This is a genomic window from Ralstonia psammae, assembly GCF_958405935.1.
In the GTDB taxonomy this organism is placed as follows: Bacteria; Pseudomonadota; Gammaproteobacteria; order Burkholderiales; family Burkholderiaceae; genus Ralstonia; species Ralstonia psammae.
Window position 1 is genome coordinate 104,080 of the sequence record NZ_CATZBU010000013.1, and the last position, 22,802, is coordinate 126,881.

A 22,802-nucleotide genomic window follows, 5' to 3' on the forward strand; every position below is an offset into this window, starting at 1 on the left:
CCTTTCTGATGCGGCGCGCGAAGTTTGCGCCGTAACCTTCTGATTATTCGATGTTTGTCGATTCCCACTGCCACATCAATTTCCCCGACTTGCGCGCACGCCTGCCGGAACTGCTGACGCGCATGCGCGAGAACCGCGTCACCCACGCGCTGTGCATTTCCGTCACGCTGGAAGATTTTCCGAGCGTGCTCGAGATCGCCGAGCAGGAGCCCAATGTCTACGCCACCGTGGGGGTGCACCCCGATGCCGAAGCCGACGTGGAAGAAGGCAGGTCCATTGAAGAGCCCACGCTGGAGCGCCTGCTGACCCTGGCCGATCACCCGCGCGTGGTCGGTATCGGCGAGACGGGGCTCGACTACTACCGCCTGGGCGACCGTACCGTGGCCGACATGGAATGGCAGCGTGATCGTTTCCGCACGCATATTCGCGCGTCGAAGCAGACAGGCAAGCCGCTGGTGATCCACACACGCTCGTCGGCCGATGACACGCTGGCCATCATGCGAGAAGAGGGTGCAGAGGCCGCACGCGGCGTCATGCATTGCTTCACTGAAACCTGGGATGTGGCCAAGGCCGCGCTGGACCTGGGGTTCTATATCTCGTTCTCGGGCATCGTGACGTTCAAGAATGCGGTGGACCTGCAGGAAACCGCCAGGAAAGTGCCGCTGGACCGCATGCTGATCGAGACCGACTCACCCTACCTCGCGCCGGTGCCGTTCCGTGGCAAGACCAACGAGCCGGCGTACGTGCGGCACGTGGGCGAATTCCTGGCCACGCTGCGCGGCGAACCGCTGGAGCGCATTGCCGGGGTGACAACCGAGAATTTCTTCAATCTATTCAATGCTATACCGCGATAACTTGAAGCAAGCGATGAATAAGATCGCTCTGGCTGGCGCGTTGACCATGACGCTGTCGGGCGTCGCACTCGCCACGCCGCAGGACGATCTGCGCAACGCGGTCGAGTACAACCGCCCGGTGCTGGTGCAGAAGTACGTCGCGCAGGGCGTCGACCCGAACCTGAATACGCGCGATGGCACGCCGCTGCTGGTGGATGCGCTCAAGGACAAGAACATCGAGGTGGCCGAGGCGCTCATCCGCGCCAAGAACATCGATTTCGAGCGCACCAACGCTGCCGGCGAAAACGCGCTGATGATGGCCGCCTACCAGGGCCTGCTGCCCATGGTGAAGCTGATGGTGGAAACGTACGACGTGGAGGTCAACAAGACCGGTTGGACCGCGCTGCACTACGCCGCCACCAACGGGTATGACGACATCGTCAAATACCTGCTCGACCACGCGGCCTATATCGATGCGGAAAGCCCCAACGCGACCACGCCGCTCATGATGGCGGCCATGGGCGGGCACATCACGACGGTCAAGCTCCTGCTGGACGAGGGTGCTGACATGAACCTGCGCAACCAGCAGAAGATGGACGTGATCGACTTCGCCAAGCGGTATCACCAGGATGAGATTGCGGCAGGGCTGGAATCGCGCCGGCGCAAGCTGGCGGCGCAGTCGGGCAAGCCTGCGCCGGCGGCTCAGCCTGCAGCACCCGAGGCACCGGCGCCGATGCCGGCACCCAAGGCGGCAGCGCCCGGCAACCGCGATGCGATCGGCACCTCAACCGACGCGCTGTTCAATAGCAACGACAACAAACGCCAGGCGCCTGGCGATCTGCGCGGCAATTAAGCCTTCGGGCTGGCGTGTTGCTGGTCATGCCCGCCGCGCCAGCCGCACCCCGGTGAACTGCCACCGCTGGTGCGGATAGAAGAAGTTGCGATACGTCGCCCGCAGATGGCCCTCGGGCGACACGCAGGATCCGCCGCGCAGCACCATCTGGCTGCACATGAACTTGCCGTTGTATTCGCCCACGGCCCCTGCGGCCGGCTCAAAGCCCGGGTACGGGCCATAAGGGCTGGCGGTCCATTCCCACACGTCACCGAACAGTTGACGCAGGCTGCCGGCCTCGGCGATGCCGTGATCGGGCAATGGGCGTAACGCACCCCGGCCAGCAAAGTTGCCTTGCACGGGCAGGCCTTCTGCGGCGTGCTCCCATTCGGCTTCCGTCGGCAGGCGGGCACCGGCCCAGCGGGCGTAGGCATCGGCCTCATAAAAACTGACGTGCGTGACCGGTGCGTCCAGCTCCACCGGCTGCAGGCCGTGCAGCGACATCTGCTGCCAACCCTCGGCCTCATCCATGCCGGCGCGCCAGTAGAGCGGGGCGTCAATGCCTTCGCGCTGCACCCACGCCCAGCCGTCGGAGAGCCACAGGGTGGGCTGCCGATAACCGCCGTCCTGCATGAAGGCGAGCCACTCGCGGTTGGTGACAGGATGCGTGGCCAATGCATAGGGCTCCAGCCAGACGGTGTGGCGCGGGCCTTCGCAATCGAACATGAAGTCGGTATCGGTATCGGTATTGGTATCGGTCTTGCCGATCTGTACGGCGCCGCCCTTGAAGCTGACCCAGCCCGGTTGCGCGGGGGCCGCATGTACGCGCGGCGGGGGCGCTTCGGCATAAGCCGGGCACAGCGGGTTCTGCGCGAACAAATGGAGCAGATCGGTCAGCAGCAGTTCCTGATGTTGCTGCTCGTGGTGCAGGCCCAGCGTAACCAGGCGGGCGAGGTCATTCGTTACGCCGTCGGCCAGCAAGCGCTGCATGGCTGCATCGACATGGGCGCGATAGGCGCGCACCTCGTCGAGCGTGGGGCGCGTAAGCATGCCCCGGCGCGGGCGCGGGTGCCGGGCCCCGACCGTCTCGTAGTACGAATTGAACAGATAGCGGTAGCGTGCGTCCGGTGAGCGATAGCCCGTGACGTTGGGGCCAAGGATGAACTCCTCGAAGAACCACGTCGTGTGGGCCAGATGCCATTTGGCGGGGCTGGCGTCGTCCATGGATTGGACGGTGGCATCGGCGTCCGACAACTGTGCGGCCAAGGCCAGGGATTGCGCTCGCACCACGCCGTAGTGCTGCATCAGCGCGGGCAGGGCAGTCGTAGGCAGATCAAATACGGTCGATACACGCATGGTGTCTCCAAAGCAGGCAGCGAGAACGGCGCAGCAGCAAGTGGGCCATGCCGCTGCGCGCACATTGGCGCACTCCGCTAGCCCGTTTTCGTAAGAAGCATATGCGAGCTTTGTAACTTTGCCATGCGCAACACGGGGGATGCTGCGTTGCGGCGATGACTGCAGCGCAGCATCGATTGTCATGAAATAGTCACTGCGCGCCCCTAGGATGTAAACGTTTACACATTCCAGAGGGCGCACAGTGGGCAGCAGCATCAAGGACGTGGCGACGCATGCCGGCATTTCGATTGCCACCGTGTCGCGAGCGGTCAATACGCCGGAACGGGTGAGCGCATCGACGCTGGCCCGTGTGCAGGCCGCCATGAATGCGCTGCGCTATCGCCCGAACGCGCTGGGCCGCCAGCTGCGCGCCGAGCGCACGGGACTGCTGGGCGTGGTGCTGCCGTCGCTGGCCAACCCCGTGTTTGCCGAGTGCATGCAGGGCATTGAGGAAGCCGCGTCCATTACGGGCCAGCGCGTGATGCTCATGACCACCGCCTACGACCGCGAGCGCGAAGCCCGCGCCATCGAGACCATGCTCGAGCAACGTGTCGACGGTCTGATCCTGACCGTGGCTGATGCAGCGGCCAATCCGCACCTCGATCGACTTGACGCCGAGCACGTGCCCTATGTGCTGGCTTACAACGACACGGTCGGCCAGGCGCGCATTCCGGCGCGCTGCTGCGTGACCGTCGACAACCGGGCCGCTGCGCGCGACGCCATTCGCGCGTTGCTCGCGCAGGGGCATCGGCAGATTCGCATGCTCACCGGCACGCTGGCGGCGTCGGATCGTGCGGCGCTGCGCCACGACGGCTACCGCGAAGCGTTGGAAGCTGCAGGCATTGCCCCGCAGCCCCCCGTCGAAATTGATTTCAATGCCGATGCCATGCTGCCGGCCGAATTGGCCCGCCTGCTGGCGCCGCCGCGCCCGACCGCCATTTTCTGCAGCAACGACCGCCTCGCGCTGCTCACCATCCGCTCGCTGCGCGAGATGGGCCTGCGCGTGCCCGAAGACGTGAGCGTGGTCGGCTTCGATGGCCTGGCGATGGGGCAGTGGCTTTCGCCCACGCTGGCGACGGTGGCACAGCCGCATCGCCGGATCGGCACCGATGCGGCCATGGCGCTGGCCCGCCGCATTGCGGGCGAGGCAGTGCCATCGATGACGTTGCCGCATCGTCTGCTGGCCGGCGGCACGTTGGCCCGGGCGCCGGCCCAAGCCCCTCTCTCCGCTGTTTCTTCCCTCACGTCTGATACGCAAGGAGCGTCTCGATGAAACGTCTCGTTCAATGGCTGCGCGCGTGCGGCCTCGTGGCTACAGCCGCCTTCGCCGTTGCGGCGCCGGTGCAGGCCCAGCCAGCCGGCCAGCAGATCGCCATCTGCTACAACTGCCCGCCGGAGTGGGCTGACTGGGCCAGCCAGATCAAGGCCATCAAAGACAAGACCGGCATTACCGTGCCGTTCGACAATAAGAATTCCGGTCAGGCCATCGCGCAGATGCTGGCCGAGAAATCGCACCCCGTGGCTGACGTTGCCTACCTGGGCATCACGTCCGCCTATCAGGCCAAGGAGAAGGGCCTGGTCGCCAACTACAAGCCCAAGCATTGGGAAGACGTGCCGGTCGGGATGAAGGACCCGGACGGCGCGTTCTTCTCGATCCACTCCGGCACGCTGGGCTTCTTCGTCAACAAGGATGCGCTCGAAGGCAAGCCCGTGCCGCGCTCCTGGAAAGACCTGCTCAAGCCCGAATACAAGGGCATGGTGGGCTACCTCGACCCGAGCAGCGCATTCGTCGGCTACGTGGGTGCGGTGGCGGTCAACCAAGCGCTGGGCGGCACGCTGGACAACTTCGGCCCGGCCATCGAGTGGTTCAAGCAGTTGAAGAAAAATGCGCCGATCGTGCCGAAGCAGACCGCCTATGCGCGCGTCGTGGCTGGTGAAATCCCCATCCTGCTCGACTACGACTTCAATGCCTACCGCGCCAAGTACAAGGACCACGCCAACGTGGAATTCGTGATCCCGCAGGAAGGCACGATTGCCGTGCCGTACGTGATGAGCCTGACGGCCGGTGCGCCGCACGCAGACAACGCCAAGAAAGTGCTCGATTTCGTGCTGTCGGACGAAGGCCAGACGCTGTGGGCCAACGCCTACCTGCGCCCGGTGCGCGCCAACGCCATGAGCAAGGAGGCCGCCTCGCGCTTCCTGCCGGCGAGCGAATACGCCCGCGCCAAGACGGTCGACTTCAACAAGATGGCGGCCGGCCAGCAGGCGTTTGGCACGCGCTACCTGAACGAGGTTCGCTAAGCATGAGCACCGTCACCCGAACCACCTTGCCTGACGATGCGGTATTGCCCGCTCGGTGGCGGGTGGCGTTGCTGGCGCCGGCCGTCGCGCTGTTCTGCGCGTTCTGGTTGCTGCCGATGGGCGCGCTGCTGCGTGTGAGCGGCAGCGATGGCCTGATCGCCACGTACACGGCGGCGCTGACCACGCCGCGCTATCTGGGCAGCTTGTTCTCCACGGTGGTGCTGTCGGCGGCGGTGACGCTGGCGACGCTCGTCCTCTCGACCATCGCCGGGTTGTTCCTGGTGCGCCACAACGTGCCGGGCAAGCAGATGATTACCGCCATGCTGACCTTTCCGCTGGCGTTTCCCGGCGTGGTCGTCGGCTTCATGGTGATCCTGCTGGCGGGGCGCCAGGGCCTGCTGGGCGATGTCACGCACAAGCTCATCGGCGAGAAATGGGTGTTCGCCTATTCCATCGGCGGGCTGTTTCTCGGCTACCTGTACTTCTCGATTCCACGCGTGGTGCTGACGGTGATGGCCGCGGCGGAAAAGCTCGATCGTTCATTGGAAGAAGCAGCCCGCTCGCTGGGCGCATCGTCGTGGCAGGTGACGCGCGATGTGCTGGTGCCGGGGTTGGCGCCTGCGCTCATTGCCTCGGGGGCTATCTGTTTTGCCACATCGATGGGGGCCTTCGGCACGGCCTTCACACTCGCCACCGACATCGACGTGCTACCGATGACGATCTACACCGAATTCACGCTCAACGCCGGGATCGCAATGGCGGCAGCGCTGTCGGTTGTGCTGGGCGTGGTGACATGGCTCGTATTGGCGATTGCACGCACGGCGGCGGGCGGGCAGGCGGGGGCGGCAGCATGAGCAGCAAGCAGGGGCCCCGCACAGCGGGGATGCGCGCGCCCGCGAATGCTGCCGGCCGCCGACACCAATGCAGAGACAACCTTTGGGAGGCGGCAGCATGAAGCGCGCGCTTTCCATTGCCCAGTGGGGTATCACGCTGCTGCTGTGCCTGTTCCTGATCGTCCCGGTTGTGCTGTCGATGGCCGTGGGGCTGACGCGCAACTACATCCGCGGCTTCAAGAGCGGTTGGACGCTGGATTGGGTCGCCCAGGTGTGGGACATGTACCACGCGTCGATCTGGATGTCGCTGCTGGTGGCGCTGTGCACGCTGGTGATCGTGCTGGCGGCCGGTGTGCCGGCGGGCTATGTGCTGGCGCGGCGCCAGAGCCGTGCGAGCCGCCTGATCGAAGAGTTTCTGACGCTGCCCGTGGCGCTGCCTGGCCTGGCTACGGCGCTGGGGTTGATTGTGGCGTACGGCGGCTTTGGCGGCTTTCGCGAGAGCCTGTGGTTCATCGTCGTCGGTCACGTGGTGTTCACACTGCCGTTCATGGTGCGCTCGGTCGCGGCCGTGGCTGCTGGCCAGAGCCTGAAGACGCTGGAGGAGGGCGCCGCCAGCCTGGGGGCGTCGTTCTGGCAGCGCTTTCGCACCATCGTCCTGCCGAACGTGCAGCCCGGCATCCTGGCCGGCGCGTTGACGGTGGTGACGCTCTCGGTGGGCGAATTCAACCTGACGTGGATGCTGCACACGCCGGAAACCAAGACCCTGCCGGTCGGCCTGGCCGATACCTATGCGTCGATGCGCCTGGAAATCGCCAGCGCCTACACGCTCATCTTCTTCGTCATGATCGTGCCGCTGCTGGTGCTGATGCAGCGCTTTGGCGGCCTGCGTGTGAACAACGGAAAGGCTTCCTGATGACTGCCGAACCCCTACATCTCGCCCCCGTGCCGATCCGGTTGCGCGGCTGCGGAAAACACTTCGGCGGCCAGCGCGTGCTGGAGTCGATGGATCTCGACATCGCTGCCGGCGAGACCGTCGTGCTGCTCGGCCCCTCGGGCTGCGGCAAGACCACCACGCTGCGCATCGTCGCCGGGTTGGAAGCGCCGGATGCCGGCGGCACCGTGCACTTTGGCGATGAAGACGTCACCGCGCGCCCGATCGAGCGCCGCCGCGTCGGCATGGTGTTCCAGAGCTACGCGCTGTTCCCCAACCTGAGCGTGCGCGGCAACGTGGAATACGGTCTGCGCATCCAGCGCCGGCAGAACGGTTTGTCCGACACGCAGATCAGCGCCCGGGCGAGCACGCTGCTGGAGATGATGCACCTCACGCCGTATGCGGACCGCGGTGTGAACCAGCTCTCCGGCGGCCAGCGCCAACGCGTGGCCCTGGCGCGCGCGCTGGCACCCGAGCCGCGTGTGCTGCTGCTCGACGAACCGCTCACGGCGCTCGATGCCAAGCTGCGTGAATCCGTACGCGCCGAGATGGACCGCCTGCTGCGCAGTCTCGGCATCACCACCATCTACGTCACGCACGACCAGGAAGAGGCGATGGCACTGGCCGATCGCATCGTCGTCATGGAAGCCGGCCGCATTGCGCAGATCGGCACGCCGCGCGAAATCTACTTCCAGCCCGCCAACCGGCATGTGGCGGATTTCATCGGCATCATGAACCGGCTCGACGGCACACGGCAGGATGGCGCGTTCATTTGCGCAGGCGGCCGCGTGCGCGTGCCGGCAGGGGATGGCGATGCCGTGTTCTTCCGCCCCGAAGATGCCGTGCTGGCAGACCCGGCACTGGCCGCGCTCAAAGGCACGGTCGAATCGGCGGTGTTTCTCGGTTTCCGCACCCGTGTGCGCGTAGCGGGCGTATCAGATACGCCGTTGTTCATCGACGTGCCCGGCCGCCAGCACTTTGCGCCGGGCCATGCGGTCGGCTTCGATATTCCGGCTGACCGCCTTCTGACCCTGCAAGCCTGATGCATTTCCTGCAACTGACCGATCTTCATATCAAGCGCCCGGGGAGACTGGCTTACCGCCGCGTGGACTCCGCCGCGTACCTCGCACGCTGCGTGGCGCACATCCTTGCGCAGCCGGAGAGGCCCGATGCCATCGTCCTGACCGGCGATCTGGTCGACGCCGGCGCGCCCGAGGAATACGCGCACCTGCGCGCCGTGCTGGCGCCGCTCGATGCTGCAGGCATCCGCATGCTGCCGGTACTGGGCAACCACGACGCCCAGGATGCCGCGCGCGCAGCGTTCGCCGATTGGCTTGCGCCCATCGCCGCCGACGCGCAAGACCCACACGCGTTCCAGTACTGGACCGACATCGGCGACGTCCGGCTGATCGTGCTCGATACGCTGGACGCCGGCCACCCCGGTGGCCGCCTCGGCGTGCAGCGGCTGGACTGGCTGGCCGATGCACTTGCGCTGGAAACGCAGCGCCCGACCGTCATCGCCATGCACCACCCGCCGTTCGCCACCGGCATCGGCCACATGGACGTGCAATCGCTCGCAGAAGACGACATCCCCGCCTTCGCGCAGATCGTGCGTGCCGCCGGTAATGTCGAGCGCATCATCTGCGGCCATCTGCACCGCTCCATCGATGTGCGCTTTGCGGGAACGGTGGCATCGACGTGCCCATCGCCGGCACATCAGGTCGCTCTGGACCTGGACCCTGATGCTGCGCCGGGCTTCGTGATGGAGCCGCCCGCGTACAAGGTCCACGCATGGGTACCGGGGCAGGGGCTGGTGAGCCACCTCGCCTACGTGGGGCAGTTCGATGGCCCGCATCCGTTCTTTGAGCCGGACGGACGACTGATCGACTAGACCGCTTCGGTAACCGCATGCGCCGTCATGCGCGCGACCAGAGCGTCCACGTCGGCTTCGGCGGATGCAATCGACGTGCGTAGGCGGTCGTCCGCGAATTCGTCGTATTCGATGGCCACCGATGCCACATCGCCGATGCCGATGTAGCCAAAGGCGGTCGCAACGCCGTCCTCCACGTGATTCAGGTGGGCGATGCGCTGGCCGGGGCCGTAACCGAAATCGCCACGTGAGCTGAGGATGACGAGGCGTTTATTCATGCCAGCCAGGAGCGGCCAATAGGGCTCGCCGGTGCGGCTGCGGTCGAACCCGAACGTGCGGCCCACGCGCACGATGTTGTCGATGTACGCCTTGAACTGCGCGGGCATGCCGAAGTTGTACATCGGCACACCGGCCACGATCACGTGGGCGGCGAGCAACTCGTCGATCAGCGTGTCGCTCTGCGCAAGCCGTTCGTGCATCCACGGTTCGCGTTGCGCGGGCGGCGTGAACGCGGCGTGCACCCAGCGGCCATCCACGGGCGATGGCGGTTCGGCGCCGATGTCGCGATAGACGACCTGCGCGTCGGGCACGTGCTCAAGCCAGCGCTGCACAAAGCGCGCAGAAAGCCGACGGGTGTGCGAACCATGGCGCGAAGTATCGGAGGTGCCCGGCCGGGCGCTTGAATCGAGGTGCAACAGGCGCATTGGAGTCGTCATTTTCGAATCCGTTTTGAGTGGAGGTGTGGCCACTCTACGAATCGCACTGCACTGCGGCAAACGACAAGTTTTGCATGTCATAGGTGACATGGATTCATCCATCCCGCCCACGCGGGCAAAGCGCCCGTGACACAATCCTGCGCATGCGAAAACTGCCACCCCTGAGCGCGCTGCGCGCCTTTGAAGCCACCGCACGCCACCTCAGCATGAAGCGTGCTGCCGAAGAGCTGTCAGTCACACCCACGGCCGTCAGCCATCAGATCCGCCGCCTGGAAGACGCGCTGGGCGTGGCACTCTTCGAGCGCCAGGTGCGTGCGCTGCGCCTGTCGGCCGCCGGCGAGCAGTTGTATCCCGTGCTCAATACCGGCTTTGATGCGTTTGCGCAGGCCATCGATGCCATGCGCGGCGCGCAAGTGCGGCCGGTGCGCCAGCGCGTCACGCTCACGGCGCCGATGGGGCTTGCTGCGCGCTGGCTCGTGCCGCGGCTGGGTGAATTCGCTACGCGGCACCCGGAAGTGGATCTGCGCATTCATGCGTCCGACACGGTGGTCGATCTGCATGGCGGCAGCGCAGACCTTGCCGTGCGCTATGGCGACACGCCCACCACGGGTACCGGCCTCATCACCGAACATCTCTTTGGCGACGCCTATGCGCCGGTCTGCCATCCGGGCCTGAACGTCCAGTCGCACGACGATCTGGCGCGCGTGCCGCTCATCCACTCCGAGTGGCAGCGCACGCTGCCGCAACCGATCGGGTGGCCGATGTGGGCACGCGCCGCCGGTATCGAGCACACGCTCAAGACCGACACGGGCATCGTGCTGTCCGACGACGGGCACGCCATGTCGGCAGCAATGGCCGGGCAGGGCGTGATCCTGGCGAACCTGCCGCTGGTGCGCGATGCGCTTGAGGCTGGAGCGCTCGTCCAGCCTTTTCCAGCGCCAATCATTCAGCGCTATGCCTTCTGGGCCGTGGCGCCGTCTGCGCGGCTTGAAGACGCCGCTGTGCGTTCTGTGTGGGACTGGCTATCCGCGTGCCGCGACAGCCAGGCACGCGTGCATCGCTCAGCGCAATAGCGGCGACGTCGTGCGCGCCGGCGCAAACGCTTCGTGCCACGCGGCAGCAAGTTGCAGCAGCGCAAACTCCGACCGGGGCGGAGCCATGATCTGCAAGCCCAGCGGCAGGCCATCGGCGGTAAAGCCCGATGGCAGGCTCGAGGCCGGCACGCCCGCCAGCGTGGCGCCAATCACAACTTCCATCCAGCGGTGATACGTGTCCATCGCGCGGCCGGCGACGGTCTTGGGCCAATATTCTTCTGCGGGGAACGGCGCAATCTGCGTGCAAGGCAGGACGAGGAAATCGTACTGAGCAAACTGTCCCAGCAGCGCCTGGTACCAGTTCGCACGCGTGGCGATGGCACGGTTGATGTCGATGGCGGTACGGCTGCGTCCGTGCTCGATTTCCCAGATGGCTTCGGGCTTGAGCACCTCCCGCGTGGCCGCGTTGGCGTACAGCGGCCCCAGGTTGCCGGACACGCTCAGCGCGCGCAGCGTGCACCAGCATTCCCACAACGCATCCATTGCGAAGAACGGCCGGACGGTTTCGACATGGCAACCCAGCGTTTCGAACGTGTCGAGCGCTTGCTCGTTGACGGCAAGCACTTCGCGGTCGACTGCAAGGTAGCCACCAAAATCGCCCAACCAGCCAATGCGCGCCTGCCGGAAATCACGGCGCAGCGGCTGCACGAAGCACGATGGATCGTCACTCAGTGACAGCGGCGCACGCGGGTCGTACCCGGCCTGCGTGGCGAGCAACCAAGCGAGGTCTTGCGGGTTGCGGGCCATCGGCCCTTCGGTGCCCAGTTGTTGGAAGAACACGTCGCCGGTTGGGCCGTAAGGCACGCGACCGAGGCTCGGGCGCAGGCCGTAGATATTGTTCCAGGCGGCAGGGTTGCGCAGCGAACCCATCATGTCGCTGCCGTCCGCCACCGGCAGCATGTTCAGCGCCAGCGCGACGGCCGTACCACCGCTGCTGCCACCGGCCGAGCGCCCTGGGTTCCAGGCGTTGCGTGTGATGCCGTACACGCGGTTGTAGGTGTGCGACCCCAGGCCGAACTCCGGGGTGTTCGTCTTGCCGATCAGTACGGTGCCCTGCCGGCGGATGCGCTCGACGACGATGCTGTCGTGCGTCGGCACATTGCGCGCCATGGCAAGACTGCCCATCGCCGTCACCATGCCGGCGGTGGTCGCAAGATCCTTGGGCGCTTGCGGAAAGCCATGCATCCAGCCGCCGGACAAGCCTTGCGACAGCAGCACATCCCGCTCGCGTGCCAGGTCGATGGCCGATTCAGCGTCGATGCGCGCCACGATGGCATTCACCGCCGGGTGATGGCGATCGATCTGCGCGAGGTACGCTTCCATGACTTCCACGCACGACACATCGCGCGCGTGGATGCGCCGGGACAGCTCGATCGCGCTCCATTGCACGATCTCTTCGTTGGCGACCGCAGTGGTTGCAGCGTGGCTCAGATTTGCTTGCATTGCTTGACTCGAAGTTCACTTCACGCGCTCAGGTAGGTCTGCGCCAGACGCACCCACGCAGCAGCCCCCAGCGGCAACACCTGGTCGTTGAAGTCGTAGCCGGGGTTGTGCACCATGCAGCCGCCGAATTCGCCTTCGCCGTTGCCGAGAATCAGGTAACAGCCCGGCACTTCATTGAGCATCCAGGCAAAGTCTTCACTGCCGTTGAGCCCCTTGGGCGCCTGTGTGACAACGTTGGCCGCGCCCACCAGTTCGGTACAGACCTCCTGCGCCAGTCGCGTCTCGGCCTCGGTATTGACCATGGGCGGCGTCAATTGACGATAGTCGATCTGCGCCTCGACGCCATGCGCTTGTGCGGTCAGGCTGACGATCTCTCGGATGCGCATTTCCACCAGTGCGCGCGTTTCCGGCCGCGCCGCGCGCACATTCAGACCGATCGTCACCGACTCGGGAATCACGTTGTGCGTCGCGCCGCCACGAATGAAACCGACCGACACCACCGCCGTGTCATCGGGTGCAACGTTGCGTGCGACCACGGTCTGCAACGCGGTGATGATGGCGGCGGATGCGGCAATCGGATCGCGCGCGCGATGCGGCATCGCGCCGTGCCCGCCCATGCCCTTGATGATGACGTCGGCCACGTCGGAAGACAGGCTCACCGGCCCCGGCAGCACGCGGAAACTGCCGGCCGGCACACCCGGCATGTTGTGCAAGGCATAGACCGCATCGCACGGGAAGCGCTCGAACAGCCCGTCTTCGATCATGGCGCGCGCACCGCACAGGTTTTCCTCATCGGGCTGGAAGATGAGGTTGAGCGTGCCGTCAAAGCTGCGGCTCTCGGCCAGCGCCTTGGCCGCAGCGAGCAGGATGGCGGTGTGCCCGTCGTGGCCGCACGCGTGCATCTTGCCGTGGTTGCGGCTGGCGTAAGGCAGGCCGGTCGCTTCAACGATGGGCAGGGCGTCCATGTCCGCGCGAATGCCAAGGCGGCGCGTGCCGTTGCCGAGCTTCAACTGGCCCACCACGCCGCTCTTGCCGATGCCCGTGTGGACCTCGTAGCCCCAGCTCTTGAGTAGATCGGCCACCAATGTGCTGGTGGCGCCCACTTCGAAACCCAGTTCGGGCTGCGCGTGGATCTGGCGACGGATGTTGACGAACGTTTCTGCGTCGATGTGGACAGGCGGCAGCAGATGCGGCAGCAACTGGAACGGCGTAAGCGTGGGGGCTTGGGTCATGTCGGGGCTCCGGGTTGGAAAATCGGGCTTAGTGGGTTTCGCGCGCTTCGCGCAGGCTCAGCACGGTCAGCAGCGTGATGGCGCTGCACGCCATCATGTAAAAGGCAGGGGAGAGCGGATTGCCGGTGTGGGCCAGCAGCCATGTCACGACAAACTGGCACGAACCGCCAAACACCGTGACGCCGATCGCATAGATGACCGACAGGCCGCTGGCACGGACCTTGATGGGCAGTAGCTCCATCATTATGAGCAGCATGGGCGTGGTGCCCAGGTACAGCGTGCCGGTCAGCAACGCCGACAGCGCCAGCACCAGCGGCACGCTCGGGTAACGCGTCATCAGCCAGAAGGCCGGGTAGAGCGCCACCACGGTCACCAGCGTTGCGCCCACCACCAGCGGCTTGCGGCGCGGCAGGCGATCAGCCAGCCAACCCGAGAGCAGCGATGCACCAAAGCTTGTCAGCCCGGTCACGCAGCCGGCAAGCAGCGACAGCGAAGCGGGCAGATGCAGCTCGCGAATCATGTAGGTCGGCATGAAATAGATCACCAGATACGTACCCACTGTCCCGCCAATGATCGCGAGCACGCCCTTGATGACGAGCCCGCCGTGCTCGCGGAACAAGGTGCCGAGCGGGCTCGGAGCATGCGCTTCGGCGGTGTGCGTTTCATCGAGGTGCGAGCGGATATAGAGGCCCACCGGCGCGATCAGCAGGCCGAGGAAGAACGGCACACGCCAGCCCCAGCTTTGCAGCGCTTCCGGCGACAGGGTGCCGTACAGAATGGCCGCAGTCAGCGCGCCGCACAGGGCTGCAATGCCCTGGCTGCCCAATTGCCAGCTCACGCGAAAGCCGCGCCCCCGGATACCGCCAGACTCCATCAGCATTGCGGTTGACGCACCGATTTCACCGCCCAGCGAAAAGCCCTGCAGCAACCGCCCGGCCAGGATGACCAGCGGACCGAGCAGGCCCGCGGTGGCGTACGTAGGCGCAACCGCCAGGCACAGCGTGCCGATGACCATCAGCCCGATCGTCAGCGTCATTGCGGCCTTGCGTCCGTGGCGGTCTGCATAGTTGCCGATCACGAAGCCGCCCAGCGGCCGCATCACAAAGCCGATGCCGAACGTCGCCACCGCCAGCAGCAGCGAGCCATACGCGCTGTCGGACGGAAAAAACAGCTTGCCGATCATCAGCGCGAAGAAGCTGTAGACCGTGAAGTCGTACATCTCCAGTGCATTGCCGATCGAGCACGCGGCGATCAGTCGTGCCTGGCCGGAAGGCTTGGGCACAGCAGCGACCGAGGCGGGCAACGGCGGCTGCAGGGTGGCGTCATTCATTGAGGTTCTCCATCCGGGGTATTGGCAAGAGGGCTTCTGCGAACCCTTGGGCGCTTGCAGTATTCCGCCAAGCTGCCGTCCGGAAAAAATCGTAAATTTTCATCCCGATAACCAAATAGAATCGCCGTCATAACCGGCCCGCATCCGCCATCGGGGAAAGCCCGCGAACCCTGGAGGCCGAACGGGGTGACACGCCAAGTGCCGGGCACTGCGCCCAACAATGGGGAGGAGCGACGTGAAGCTGCACCAATTGCGCATCCTGCTGGCCGTGGCACAGCACGGCAGCATCCACGAGGCCTCGCGCGGGCTGCACATCTCGCAGCCGGCGTTGTCCAAGGCGATCGCGGAACTGGAACGGGAGCTGGGCGTCACGCTGCTGTCGCGCTCGGTGCGCGGTGTGAGCCTCACCGCATATGGCATGGCGCTGGTCAAGCGCGCCAGTGTCGTCGAACAGGAACTGCGTCACGCCCTGGAAGACATCGAAGCCATTCGCGGGCACGCGGAGGCCGAGCTCAACATCGGCTTCACTGCCGTGGCGTCGAGCGGCCCGCTGCCGGATGCGATGGCGGCGCTGCGCAAGCGGTTCCCCAACGTTGCGCTACGCGGCTTCGAACAGCGTCCGCAGCAGATCCTGGAAGGGCTGCGGGAAGGCCGGCTCGATATCGGATTGATCTCCAGCAACAGCGGCCCCGGCACGGGCAGTTTTCAGTGGGAGCCGCTGTTTTCGGTGCCAATGCGCTTGGCGGTGCGCCCAGGCCACCCGCTGCGCCGCGTGCGCCGGCTACGGCCGCTGCTGGATGCCGACTGGCTCGTGCTCGACCCGCTGGATGATCCCGGCAGCCCGATGGCGAGCCTGATGCGGCTGCACCGCCTCGAAATACCGCGCCGGATCGTGCAAAGCGCATCGAACCTGCTGGGGCTGCAATTGGCCACAAAGACGGACGTCGTCAGCATGTGGTCGGAGTTTGTCTTCAGCGGCACCGGCGGGCCGCTGCGCATGGTTCCGGGCTCGCTTGAAGTCTTGCCGATGGAAGATGAACTACCGGATTTCAGCGTCTATATGGTCTACCGCTCGGCTGACCTGATGACGCATGTGTGCGCGGAATTCAGCAAGGAGATTCGGCACGCGGCGCAGCACTATCGTCGTCGCTGAACCATCGCTGAACATCACGCCTCGATTTCTGCGGCTTCCGCGCGCATCGCCCCTGGCGGCCGTCCGACCACCCGCTTGAACGCGCGGCTGAACGCAGCGAGGGACCCGTAGCCGAGCCGGTACGCGACGGCTTCAATCGCCTCGCGGTCACGCGTGATCCATTGCGCGGCGAGCCGCATCCGCAGTTCGGTCAGATAGCGTACGGGTGTCATTCCGGTCGCTGCCAGGAAGCGCTCGGCAAACACCGAACGCGACACACCGGCTTGCGCGGCCAGCTCCGCGACACTCCAGTTGCGGCCCGGGTCGCGATGCAGCGCGACGATCGCGCGACCCAGTTTCGGCTCGCGCAGCGCCTGCACCCAGCCTGTCGCGTCTCCGCAGCCGCATTCCACCCAACCACGCACGATAAATGCGGCCACCACGTCCGCAAGCCGCGCAAGGATGCCCGCAAAACCTGCGCGCTCCGAGCACGATTCACGCTCCATCGCATCGAGCATCGGGCGAATTTCCGGATAGCGGGCGAGCAGGGTGCCGACGTGCATGAACTCCGGCATCGTACCCACCAGTGGCTGCATGCCGCCCAGGTCCAGCTCCATGCACGCGCTGAAAATGAGTGCGTCGCCCTGGGCCGATTCCGTACCGGCACCGACCGACGCCACCGTGTCGCAAATCTTCGCGGCTTCAAAGCCAGCGATCTCGCGGCACGGCGCATCCGGATCGGACAACAACGCGTGCGTGGTGCCCTGTGGCAGCAACACCGCATCGCCGGCCTCAAGTTGCATCGTGGCGCCCGTCGCGTCGCGCAACAGCACAGGCCCGCGCCCGACGAAGTGGAACTGTGCACGGCCCGGTGCCTGGCTAAAGCTCAGCCCGAACGGCCGCGCTACGTGGATGCGGCGGTACTGCACGCCGCTCAGCCGCATGCCCAGCAACAGCTCGCTGACAAGGTCGTGCACGTCGGGCAGGGCAGAAGGCAGGGGAGAGGGCATCTCGAAATCGGACGATTGATCAAGAAGACCGGATTGTATGCCATAGACCGTCCGGCTATCGGGCCCTACCATCCGGTCTTATTGGGACTTTCCCTGATTCTTTCCTACGGAACGACGCATGAACCCCGGAATCTCCACGGCCGCCTCAATCGCGGCCCCCCGTGAACCCGCCTGGGGCGCTGTCTTTGCGATGGCGCTGGGCGTGTTCGGACTCGTCACGGCCGAATTCCTGCCCGCAAGCCTGCTCACACCGATGGCGGAAAACCTCGGCGTGACCGAAGGCGTGGCAGGGCAGGCCGTCACGGCCACAGCAACAGTCGCGCTCGTCACCAGCTTGCTGACCGCCGCCGTCACGCGCGCCATCGATCGGCGGCGCGTGCTGCTCGCGTTCTCGGTGCTGCTGGTGGCGTCCAATCTTGCCGTTGCGTTTGCGACCAACCTGACGACGATCCTGATCGGCCGCGTTGTGCTTGGCATTGCGCTCGGCGGCTTCTGGACAATGGCCACCGCCACCGCAATGCGGCTCGTGCCTGCCGCGATGGTGCCGCGGGCGCTGTCGATCATCTTCAGCGGCGTGGCCGTCGCCACGATTGCCGCCGCGCCGCTCGGCAGCTACTTCGGCCACCTGATCGGCTGGCGCAATGTCTTTCTCGCCGCGGCTGCGCTGGGTGTCATTGCCTTCGTGTCGCAGGTCGCAACGTTGCCGTCGATGGCGCCAAGCGGCACAACGCGGCTGCGCACACTGATCGACGTGCTGCGCCGGCCGAGCGTCGGCATCGGGATGTTCGCAACGATCCTCGTGTTCACCGGGCACTTTGCGTTCTTCACGTACCTGCGGCCGTTCCTCGAACAGGTTGCTGGCGTCGGCGTGAATGGGCTGTCGGCGATCCTGCTGGGCTACGGCATCGCCAACTTCGTCGGCACTTCGCTCGCAGGCCGCGTGCTTGAACACCGGCTGCGGCCGATGCTGATCGCGATGCCCGCGCTGATGGTTGTGCTCGGCATCGCGCTCGTCGCGTTGGGCCGCGCGCCGGTCGTCGACGCCGTGCTCATCGCACTGTGGGGCATGGCGTTTGGCGGCGTGCCCGTTGCGTGGTCGACATGGGTCACGCGCACCGTGCCCGATGAAGCCGAAAGCGCGGGTGGCCTGATCGTCGCGGCGGTACAGCTTGCGATTGCAACCGGTGCGGCAGCCGGCGGCGTGGTGTTCGACGCGAACGGCGCGGCCAGTGTATTCATTGGCGCCGCCGTGGTGCTGGCCATTGCCGTCGCGACGATCGTGACGGGCGTGCCGAAGCGCGTGGAGGTGGTGCCGGCACTGGCTGAGTGACATGGAGAGATGCGCGCCGCTGGGCTGGTTGGCGATGAGCTGATGCAGCCCGGTGCGCGCATCTGTTGCTGCCCATCTTTTGTACGCATAATTTGCATTATGTTAAATATTGGATCGACCAGCAGTCACTGGCCCCGACCAACACACCCCGCTACGCCTTCTTCAAAAACTCCGGCTTGAGCAGATAGCTCACACCATCGATCTTGCAGTCGATCGGATGGTCGCCCGCCACCAGCCGGATATTCTTGATCTTGGTGCCCGCCTTGAGCGTGCCCGACCCGCCCTTGAGCTTCAGGTCCTTCACCAGCGTTGCGGAATCGCCCGCATTCAGCGGGTTGCCGTTGGCGTCTTTGATGACCACCGCCACCTCATCCTCATCTTCCTGTGCCGACGGATTCCATTCGTGCGCGCAGTCCGGGCAGATATAGAGTTCGCCGTCCTGATAGGTGTTCTCGGCGGCGCATTGCGGACAGGCAGGAATCGTAGACATGACGAAAGTCGTGAACGTGATCAAAGGGGTCGCACTATATCAGCCGGGATGCGCTCGACGGTTGCCGACTGTCACCAGGCAGCAGCCAACGCCTGTAGCTTGCAGCCGGATCCGCCACAAGCTATACCCTGGCAGTCCTGCCATGCACGGTTGCCGCCCACACATCAAAGACACAGGAGACTCACATGTGGATCCACGAAGACAGCATTGAAACGACCGCCTCCCCCGCCCGCGTCTGGGAACTGCTCGCCAACGTTGCGCAATGGGGCGACTGGAATGCCGGCATCGAGCGGATCGAACTCCACGGGCCGTTTGCCAACGGCACGCAGTTCACCATGCAGCCGCCGGGGCAAGCGCCGTTCGTCAGCACGCTTGTAGACGTGCGCCCGAATGAAGGCTTTGTCGACGAGACGGTCGTCGACGGCACGCGCGTACTGGTGGATCATCAGCTCGTCAGTCTGCCCTCCGGCTACACGAAGATCGTTTATCGCACTGAGATCACAGGACCGGATGCCGCCGCTTTCGGCCCGATGGTCACGGCCGATTTTCCGGACGTTTTGGCAGCCCTCAAGCGGTTGGCGGAACGCTGAGGAGGCTGCGTCCCCTGCCAAAGATGCCGCGCCGTTCGGTATGATCCACACTCCAATCATCTGAAATCAGGAAGAACATCATGGGCGAAGCCAAACGACGCGGCTCACAGGCCGACCGCATTTCTCAGGCTCACGCCCGGCTGGACGCGCTGCGCCCTGAAAAGCTGGTCTGCGGCGCCTGCCAGACCGCCTTTACCGAGTTCGAAGGGATGGAGCCACGCGACATGCCCGGCATCCACGCCATTTTCGGTGGCGAATGCCCGAACTGCGGCGAGAGCGTGATCTCGTTCAACGGCGAGCCCGAAGCCGTGGCCGCCGCCATGCTGGCGTACCAGGACGCCATGGAAGACGCCAAGCTCGGCGCGCAGACGCAAGAGGGCAAGCACATGCCCTACGTCGACCAGGAAGACAAGCCCACGCAACACTGAAGCCGCCATGCAGAACGTGCCAACCCGCCGCTACCGTCACTACAAGGGCGGCGAATACGAATGGCTGTGCGAGGCCACGTACGAGCCCGATCCCGCCATCCAGATGACGGTCTATCGCGCCGCCAACGGCACGATCTGGACGCGCCCCTCGACGATGTTTCACGAGATGGTTGAAGTCGACGGCCGCAAGGTGCCGCGCTTTGCGCTGATCGACTGAATGCCGACCGAAACCCTCTCCTTGCGAGCGGGCTTGCGGGCCCGTTTTACGTATTGGCGCGACCAGACCGGTGTTTGGGCCGCGCGCCATGGCCGGTTGGCGGCCGGGCTGCACGAGTTTGTTGTGTTCGGCATCAAGCAGGCATGGGCGTGTTTGTTTGGCGGCTTGATGGTTGCCCTGCTGATTGGCACGCACTTCTGGTATCCAGTTGATGCGCCGATTGCCCGTTACGATACGCTGACAGTGGCCGCCGTCATCATCCAGATTGCCTTGCTCCGGCTAAAGCTGGAGACGTGGGACGAAGCCAAGGTGATTCTGATGTTCCACGTGGCCGGTACGGGCATGGAGGTGTTCAAGACTGCGGTCGGCTCGTGGATTTACCCCGAGGCCTCGGTCCTGCGGATCGGTGGCGTACCGCTGTTCACGGGCTTCATGTATGCGTCGGTTGGTAGCTATATCGCGCGGGCGTGGCGCGAGTTTGACCTGCGTTTCTCGCATCACCCGCCGTTGGCGGTGACGGCCCTGCTCTCGCTGGGCATCTACGCGAATTTCTTCCTGCACCACTATTGGTGGGATCTGCGCTACGTGCTGATGGCGCTGGTTGCGGTGGCATTCCGGCGCTGCTGGATCCACTTCCGCATTGATCGCGCCCACCGGCGCATGCCGTTCCTGCTGGGCTTCACGCTGGTGGCGCTATTCATCTGGCTCGCGGAGAACATCGGCACGTTCACGCGCACGTGGCTTTACCCGAACCAGTTGCAAGGCTGGGAGATGGTGTCCATAGCCAAGCTCGGCGCTTGGTTCCTCCTGACCATCATGAGCTACGTAATGGTCACACTGGTCAGCCCGCCGCGGCCCGTTTCTCGCGCTTGAACCACGCGTGCTCGCCAGGCGCCCAGTCGCGCAGTTCGAAGGTGATGCGCACGCGGCGAGAGACTTGCAGGTAGACGCCGCACGTGAGCGTCAACGCAATCGCCATGACAATGCCGTCGATGAAGGTCGAGCGCGCTCCAGGAACACCGCCTGCCATCAGTGTCAGCCCGATCAGCGGCGGCAGCAGCGCCATGTGCACGATCATGGCCGGCCGGAACGCGCCGTCGTGCGTGGTGGCCAGCACCAGCACCGTCACGCAGGAAATCAGGTAAAGCAGCGTGGTCAGGTTGATCGCCCCGCTGCCCGGCGTTGTGGCGTTGAAGAGATCGGCGCCGGCCAGTTGCAGCGCATCGACCGATAACCCCTGCCAGAACACCCATGTTGGCCCGGCGATGGCGATAGCCAGCACCCACGACAGCCATCCGGCAATGCCGTACAGCGGATGATGTACCGCTGCGATCGGGTCGATGTCGACCCAGCGATGCGTCAGCATGATGCACCCCCAACAACGCTCGCCCGTTCTGATGACGGTTGCTTCCGACAAGCGCCAACGGCGTCTGCCTCCCCTTTTTCTAGCTTAGGTCGCCACGCAAAGCCCGCAATGCCGGGGGAACCCTAAACGCACAATCGGATTGCGCCGCCTCAACTTCCGGCCAGCTATCGACGGAACAGTCGCGGGCGGTCCGGATCGTAGAGCGGATCGGGCGTGATCTGCGTGAGTTGCAGTACGCCGGCGGGGTCGAAGTAGAAATGCATCAGCGACGGCCAGACGTCGTCCGCCTTGAAGCGGTACGACCAGACAAGCCGTTCCATGCGTGGGAAATACGCCGTTTCGACCGGCTGGCCGAAATGCCGCAGCACGTCATCCCGGGTCCAGACGCCGATCTTGGCCTGGGCAAATTCCAGGCTGCTCAGGACTTGCTTGAAGGCCACGAGCTTGCCGCTGGCATCAAAGTCCGCCGCGTAGGTGAACTGACCGTACGGCTTGGTCGGATAGAGCCAGCGGGTGCCTCCATCGAGCGGATAGGTCTCGCGCGGCGGCCCGAACTGCGCCTGCACGGCGGGCTCGTCTGCGCCCACCAGTCGCTGCCCCTTGGTGACGGGCGATTCCAATGCCGCACATCCCGCCGTTGCCGCCACCACAATCGCTACCGTCAGCCAACGCATTGCGCGCATGACAACCGTCCCTTTTGCACTGAGTGAAGCGGGCAGTTTACCGCCGCGCGGCGGCTCAGCGCGTGAGCAGCGGCGCGATATCGACGTGGGTTGCGGCGACGCGCGCATCTGCGTACGGCAATCGCGGAATCGTGCCCAGATGCGGTGCGTTGATCCAGCGGCGCAGGGTGGCGACGTTGTCGTCAAGCCCTGCCATGGACGCGTCGACCACGTTGCCGACCCAGCCGGCCAGATGCAGGCCGCGCGATGCAATCGCCTCGGCAGTGAGTGCGGCGTGGTTCAAACACCCCAGGCGCAAACCGACCACCAGCACCACGGGCAAGCCCAGTGCCACGGCCAATTCAGCCGTATCAAAATCGTCCGACAGCGGCACGCGAAAACCACCCACGCCCTCCACCACAACGGCATCCGCAAGCGATCTGGCATGCGCAAACGCATCGAGAATCGGCGGCAGCGTGATCGTCACGCCTTCGCGCGCGGCGGCCAAATGCGGAGACATCGGCGCGTCGAGCAACCATGGGCAAACGGTGTCGAGCGGCAGATCGACTGACGCGGCGGCGCGCAGTTGCTCGATGTCTTCGTTGGTGCGCGTGGGCGCCCCCGTCAGCGTGCCCGCGGCAATCGGCTTGAGGCCTGCGGCACGGTAGCCGGCATCAGCCAGCTTGGTGAGCAGGGTCGCGCTGACCAGCGTCTTGCCGATCTCCGTGTCCGTGCCGGTCACAAAGCAATCGAAGCGCACCGGCATA

25 protein-coding genes are annotated in these 22,802 nt (G+C 65.2%); 15 read left to right on the forward strand and 10 right to left on the reverse strand.

The features are described from left to right. The first annotated feature begins 50 nt into the window (after window positions 1-50). Together R2N16_RS20850 and R2N16_RS20855 are read left to right on the forward strand one after the other, a co-directional pair. Window positions 51-854: a TatD family hydrolase gene (locus tag R2N16_RS20850; RefSeq protein ID WP_316668173.1), complete on the forward strand. Its 804-nt coding sequence runs from the start codon at window positions 51-53 to the stop codon at window positions 852-854. Further along, the gene (locus R2N16_RS20855) at window positions 838-1,686 is read left to right on the forward strand and encodes an ankyrin repeat domain-containing protein (RefSeq protein ID WP_316668175.1); all 849 of its coding nucleotides are present in this window, start codon (window positions 838-840) and stop codon (window positions 1,684-1,686) included. Before R2N16_RS20850 ends, R2N16_RS20855 begins: the two co-directional genes overlap by 17 nt. 24 nt (window positions 1,687-1,710) lie before the next feature. Here the strand turns inward: R2N16_RS20855 and egtB are convergent, their stop codons facing one another. Beyond that, entirely contained in the window at window positions 1,711-3,021 is a 1,311-nt protein-coding gene (gene egtB / locus R2N16_RS20860) for an ergothioneine biosynthesis protein EgtB (RefSeq protein WP_316668177.1), read from the reverse strand. Window positions 3,022-3,262: 241 nt separating this feature from the next. Here egtB and R2N16_RS20865 point away from each other — a divergent pair, with 241 nt between their 5' ends. From R2N16_RS20865 to R2N16_RS20890, 6 genes are all read left to right on the forward strand, one after another. Beyond that, window positions 3,263-4,333 (forward strand): LacI family DNA-binding transcriptional regulator, encoded by a 1,071-nt coding sequence (locus R2N16_RS20865; RefSeq protein ID WP_316668179.1) that lies wholly within the window; start codon window positions 3,263-3,265, stop codon window positions 4,331-4,333. Beyond that, entirely contained in the window at window positions 4,330-5,361 is a 1,032-nt protein-coding gene (locus tag R2N16_RS20870; protein ID WP_316668181.1) for an ABC transporter substrate-binding protein, read from the forward strand. Before R2N16_RS20865 ends, R2N16_RS20870 begins: the two co-directional genes overlap by 4 nt. A 2-nt stretch (window positions 5,362-5,363) precedes the next feature. Further along, entirely contained in the window at window positions 5,364-6,215 is an 852-nt protein-coding gene (locus R2N16_RS20875) for an ABC transporter permease (protein WP_316668183.1), read from the forward strand. A 97-nt stretch (window positions 6,216-6,312) separates the two neighbouring features. After that, entirely contained in the window at window positions 6,313-7,107 is a 795-nt protein-coding gene (locus R2N16_RS20880; protein ID WP_316668185.1) for an ABC transporter permease, read from the forward strand. Further along, complete coding sequence (locus R2N16_RS20885; RefSeq protein ID WP_316668187.1) at window positions 7,107-8,168, forward strand: ABC transporter ATP-binding protein; 1,062 nt, start codon at window positions 7,107-7,109, stop codon at window positions 8,166-8,168. The genes R2N16_RS20880 and R2N16_RS20885 overlap by 1 nt, the downstream gene beginning before the upstream one ends. After that, the gene (locus tag R2N16_RS20890; RefSeq protein WP_316668188.1) at window positions 8,168-9,016 is read left to right on the forward strand and encodes a phosphodiesterase; all 849 of its coding nucleotides are present in this window, start codon (window positions 8,168-8,170) and stop codon (window positions 9,014-9,016) included. The genes R2N16_RS20885 and R2N16_RS20890 overlap by 1 nt, the downstream gene beginning before the upstream one ends. Here the strand turns inward: R2N16_RS20890 and R2N16_RS20895 are convergent. Continuing rightward, window positions 9,013-9,711 carry an FMN-dependent NADH-azoreductase gene (locus R2N16_RS20895; protein WP_316668191.1) on the reverse strand — a complete coding sequence of 233 codons (699 nt, stop codon included), beginning with the start codon at window positions 9,709-9,711 and terminating at the stop codon, window positions 9,013-9,015. The two genes, R2N16_RS20890 and R2N16_RS20895, sit on opposite strands and share 4 nt — an antisense overlap. Before the next feature lie 143 nt (window positions 9,712-9,854). Between R2N16_RS20895 and R2N16_RS20900 the strand changes: the two genes are divergently transcribed. Further along, window positions 9,855-10,784: a LysR substrate-binding domain-containing protein gene (locus R2N16_RS20900; RefSeq protein ID WP_316668193.1), complete on the forward strand. Its 930-nt coding sequence runs from the start codon at window positions 9,855-9,857 to the stop codon at window positions 10,782-10,784. Here the strand turns inward: R2N16_RS20900 and R2N16_RS20905 are convergent. From R2N16_RS20905 to R2N16_RS20915, 3 genes are read right to left on the reverse strand one after another with little or no spacing between them, the layout of a single operon-like run. Further along, on the reverse strand, window positions 10,773-12,248 hold the full coding sequence (locus R2N16_RS20905; RefSeq protein WP_316668194.1) for an amidase: 1,476 nt from the start codon (window positions 12,246-12,248) through the stop codon (window positions 10,773-10,775). The genes R2N16_RS20900 and R2N16_RS20905 overlap by 12 nt on opposite strands. A gap of 20 nt (window positions 12,249-12,268) precedes the next feature. Next, on the reverse strand, window positions 12,269-13,480 hold the full coding sequence (locus R2N16_RS20910; RefSeq protein ID WP_316668196.1) for a M20 aminoacylase family protein: 1,212 nt from the start codon (window positions 13,478-13,480) through the stop codon (window positions 12,269-12,271). Between the two features lie 28 nt (window positions 13,481-13,508). Continuing rightward, complete coding sequence (locus R2N16_RS20915) at window positions 13,509-14,810, reverse strand: MFS transporter (protein ID WP_316668198.1); 1,302 nt, start codon at window positions 14,808-14,810, stop codon at window positions 13,509-13,511. A 235-nt stretch (window positions 14,811-15,045) separates the two neighbouring features. Here R2N16_RS20915 and R2N16_RS20920 point away from each other — a divergent pair, with 235 nt between their 5' ends. Beyond that, entirely contained in the window at window positions 15,046-15,963 is a 918-nt protein-coding gene (locus R2N16_RS20920; RefSeq protein ID WP_316668200.1) for a LysR family transcriptional regulator, read from the forward strand. A gap of 14 nt (window positions 15,964-15,977) precedes the next feature. Here R2N16_RS20920 and R2N16_RS20925 read toward each other — a convergent pair whose 3' ends face one another. Beyond that, a complete protein-coding gene (locus R2N16_RS20925; protein ID WP_316668202.1) occupies window positions 15,978-16,952 on the reverse strand; it encodes an AraC family transcriptional regulator in 975 nt (324 codons plus the stop codon). Between the two features lie 118 nt (window positions 16,953-17,070). Between R2N16_RS20925 and R2N16_RS20930 the strand changes: the two genes are divergently transcribed. Continuing rightward, window positions 17,071-18,282 carry an MFS transporter gene (locus R2N16_RS20930; RefSeq protein WP_316668204.1) on the forward strand — a complete coding sequence of 404 codons (1,212 nt, stop codon included), beginning with the start codon at window positions 17,071-17,073 and terminating at the stop codon, window positions 18,280-18,282. Window positions 18,283-18,433: 151 nt separating this feature from the next. On the opposite strand, the gene R2N16_RS20935 is transcribed toward R2N16_RS20930, so the two are convergent. Beyond that, window positions 18,434-18,772 (reverse strand): zinc ribbon domain-containing protein YjdM, encoded by a 339-nt coding sequence (locus R2N16_RS20935; RefSeq protein ID WP_316668206.1) that lies wholly within the window; start codon window positions 18,770-18,772, stop codon window positions 18,434-18,436. Between the two features lie 185 nt (window positions 18,773-18,957). Between R2N16_RS20935 and R2N16_RS20940 the strand changes: the two genes are divergently transcribed. From R2N16_RS20940 to R2N16_RS20955, 4 genes are all read left to right on the forward strand, one after another. After that, window positions 18,958-19,362 carry an SRPBCC family protein gene (locus tag R2N16_RS20940; protein ID WP_316668208.1) on the forward strand — a complete coding sequence of 135 codons (405 nt, stop codon included), beginning with the start codon at window positions 18,958-18,960 and terminating at the stop codon, window positions 19,360-19,362. A gap of 80 nt (window positions 19,363-19,442) precedes the next feature. Next, complete coding sequence (locus R2N16_RS20945; protein ID WP_316668210.1) at window positions 19,443-19,790, forward strand: hypothetical protein; 348 nt, start codon at window positions 19,443-19,445, stop codon at window positions 19,788-19,790. Between the two features lie 7 nt (window positions 19,791-19,797). Further along, a complete protein-coding gene (locus R2N16_RS20950; protein ID WP_316668211.1) occupies window positions 19,798-20,007 on the forward strand; it encodes a DUF1653 domain-containing protein in 210 nt (69 codons plus the stop codon). Then, window positions 20,008-20,880, forward strand: coding sequence for a DUF817 domain-containing protein (locus tag R2N16_RS20955; protein ID WP_316668213.1), 873 nt, complete (start codon window positions 20,008-20,010; stop codon window positions 20,878-20,880). Here the strand turns inward: R2N16_RS20955 and R2N16_RS20960 are convergent. The 3 genes from R2N16_RS20960 to bioD form a co-directional block, all read right to left on the reverse strand. Next, entirely contained in the window at window positions 20,849-21,373 is a 525-nt protein-coding gene (locus R2N16_RS20960) for a hypothetical protein (RefSeq protein WP_316668215.1), read from the reverse strand. The genes R2N16_RS20955 and R2N16_RS20960 overlap by 32 nt on opposite strands. Before the next feature lie 164 nt (window positions 21,374-21,537). Beyond that, window positions 21,538-22,056, reverse strand: coding sequence for a hypothetical protein (locus R2N16_RS20965; protein ID WP_260780642.1), 519 nt, complete (start codon window positions 22,054-22,056; stop codon window positions 21,538-21,540). A 55-nt stretch (window positions 22,057-22,111) separates the two neighbouring features. Continuing rightward, a complete protein-coding gene (gene bioD, locus R2N16_RS20970; RefSeq protein WP_316668219.1) occupies window positions 22,112-22,801 on the reverse strand; it encodes a dethiobiotin synthase in 690 nt (229 codons plus the stop codon). Window position 22,802 lies beyond the last annotated feature (1 nt).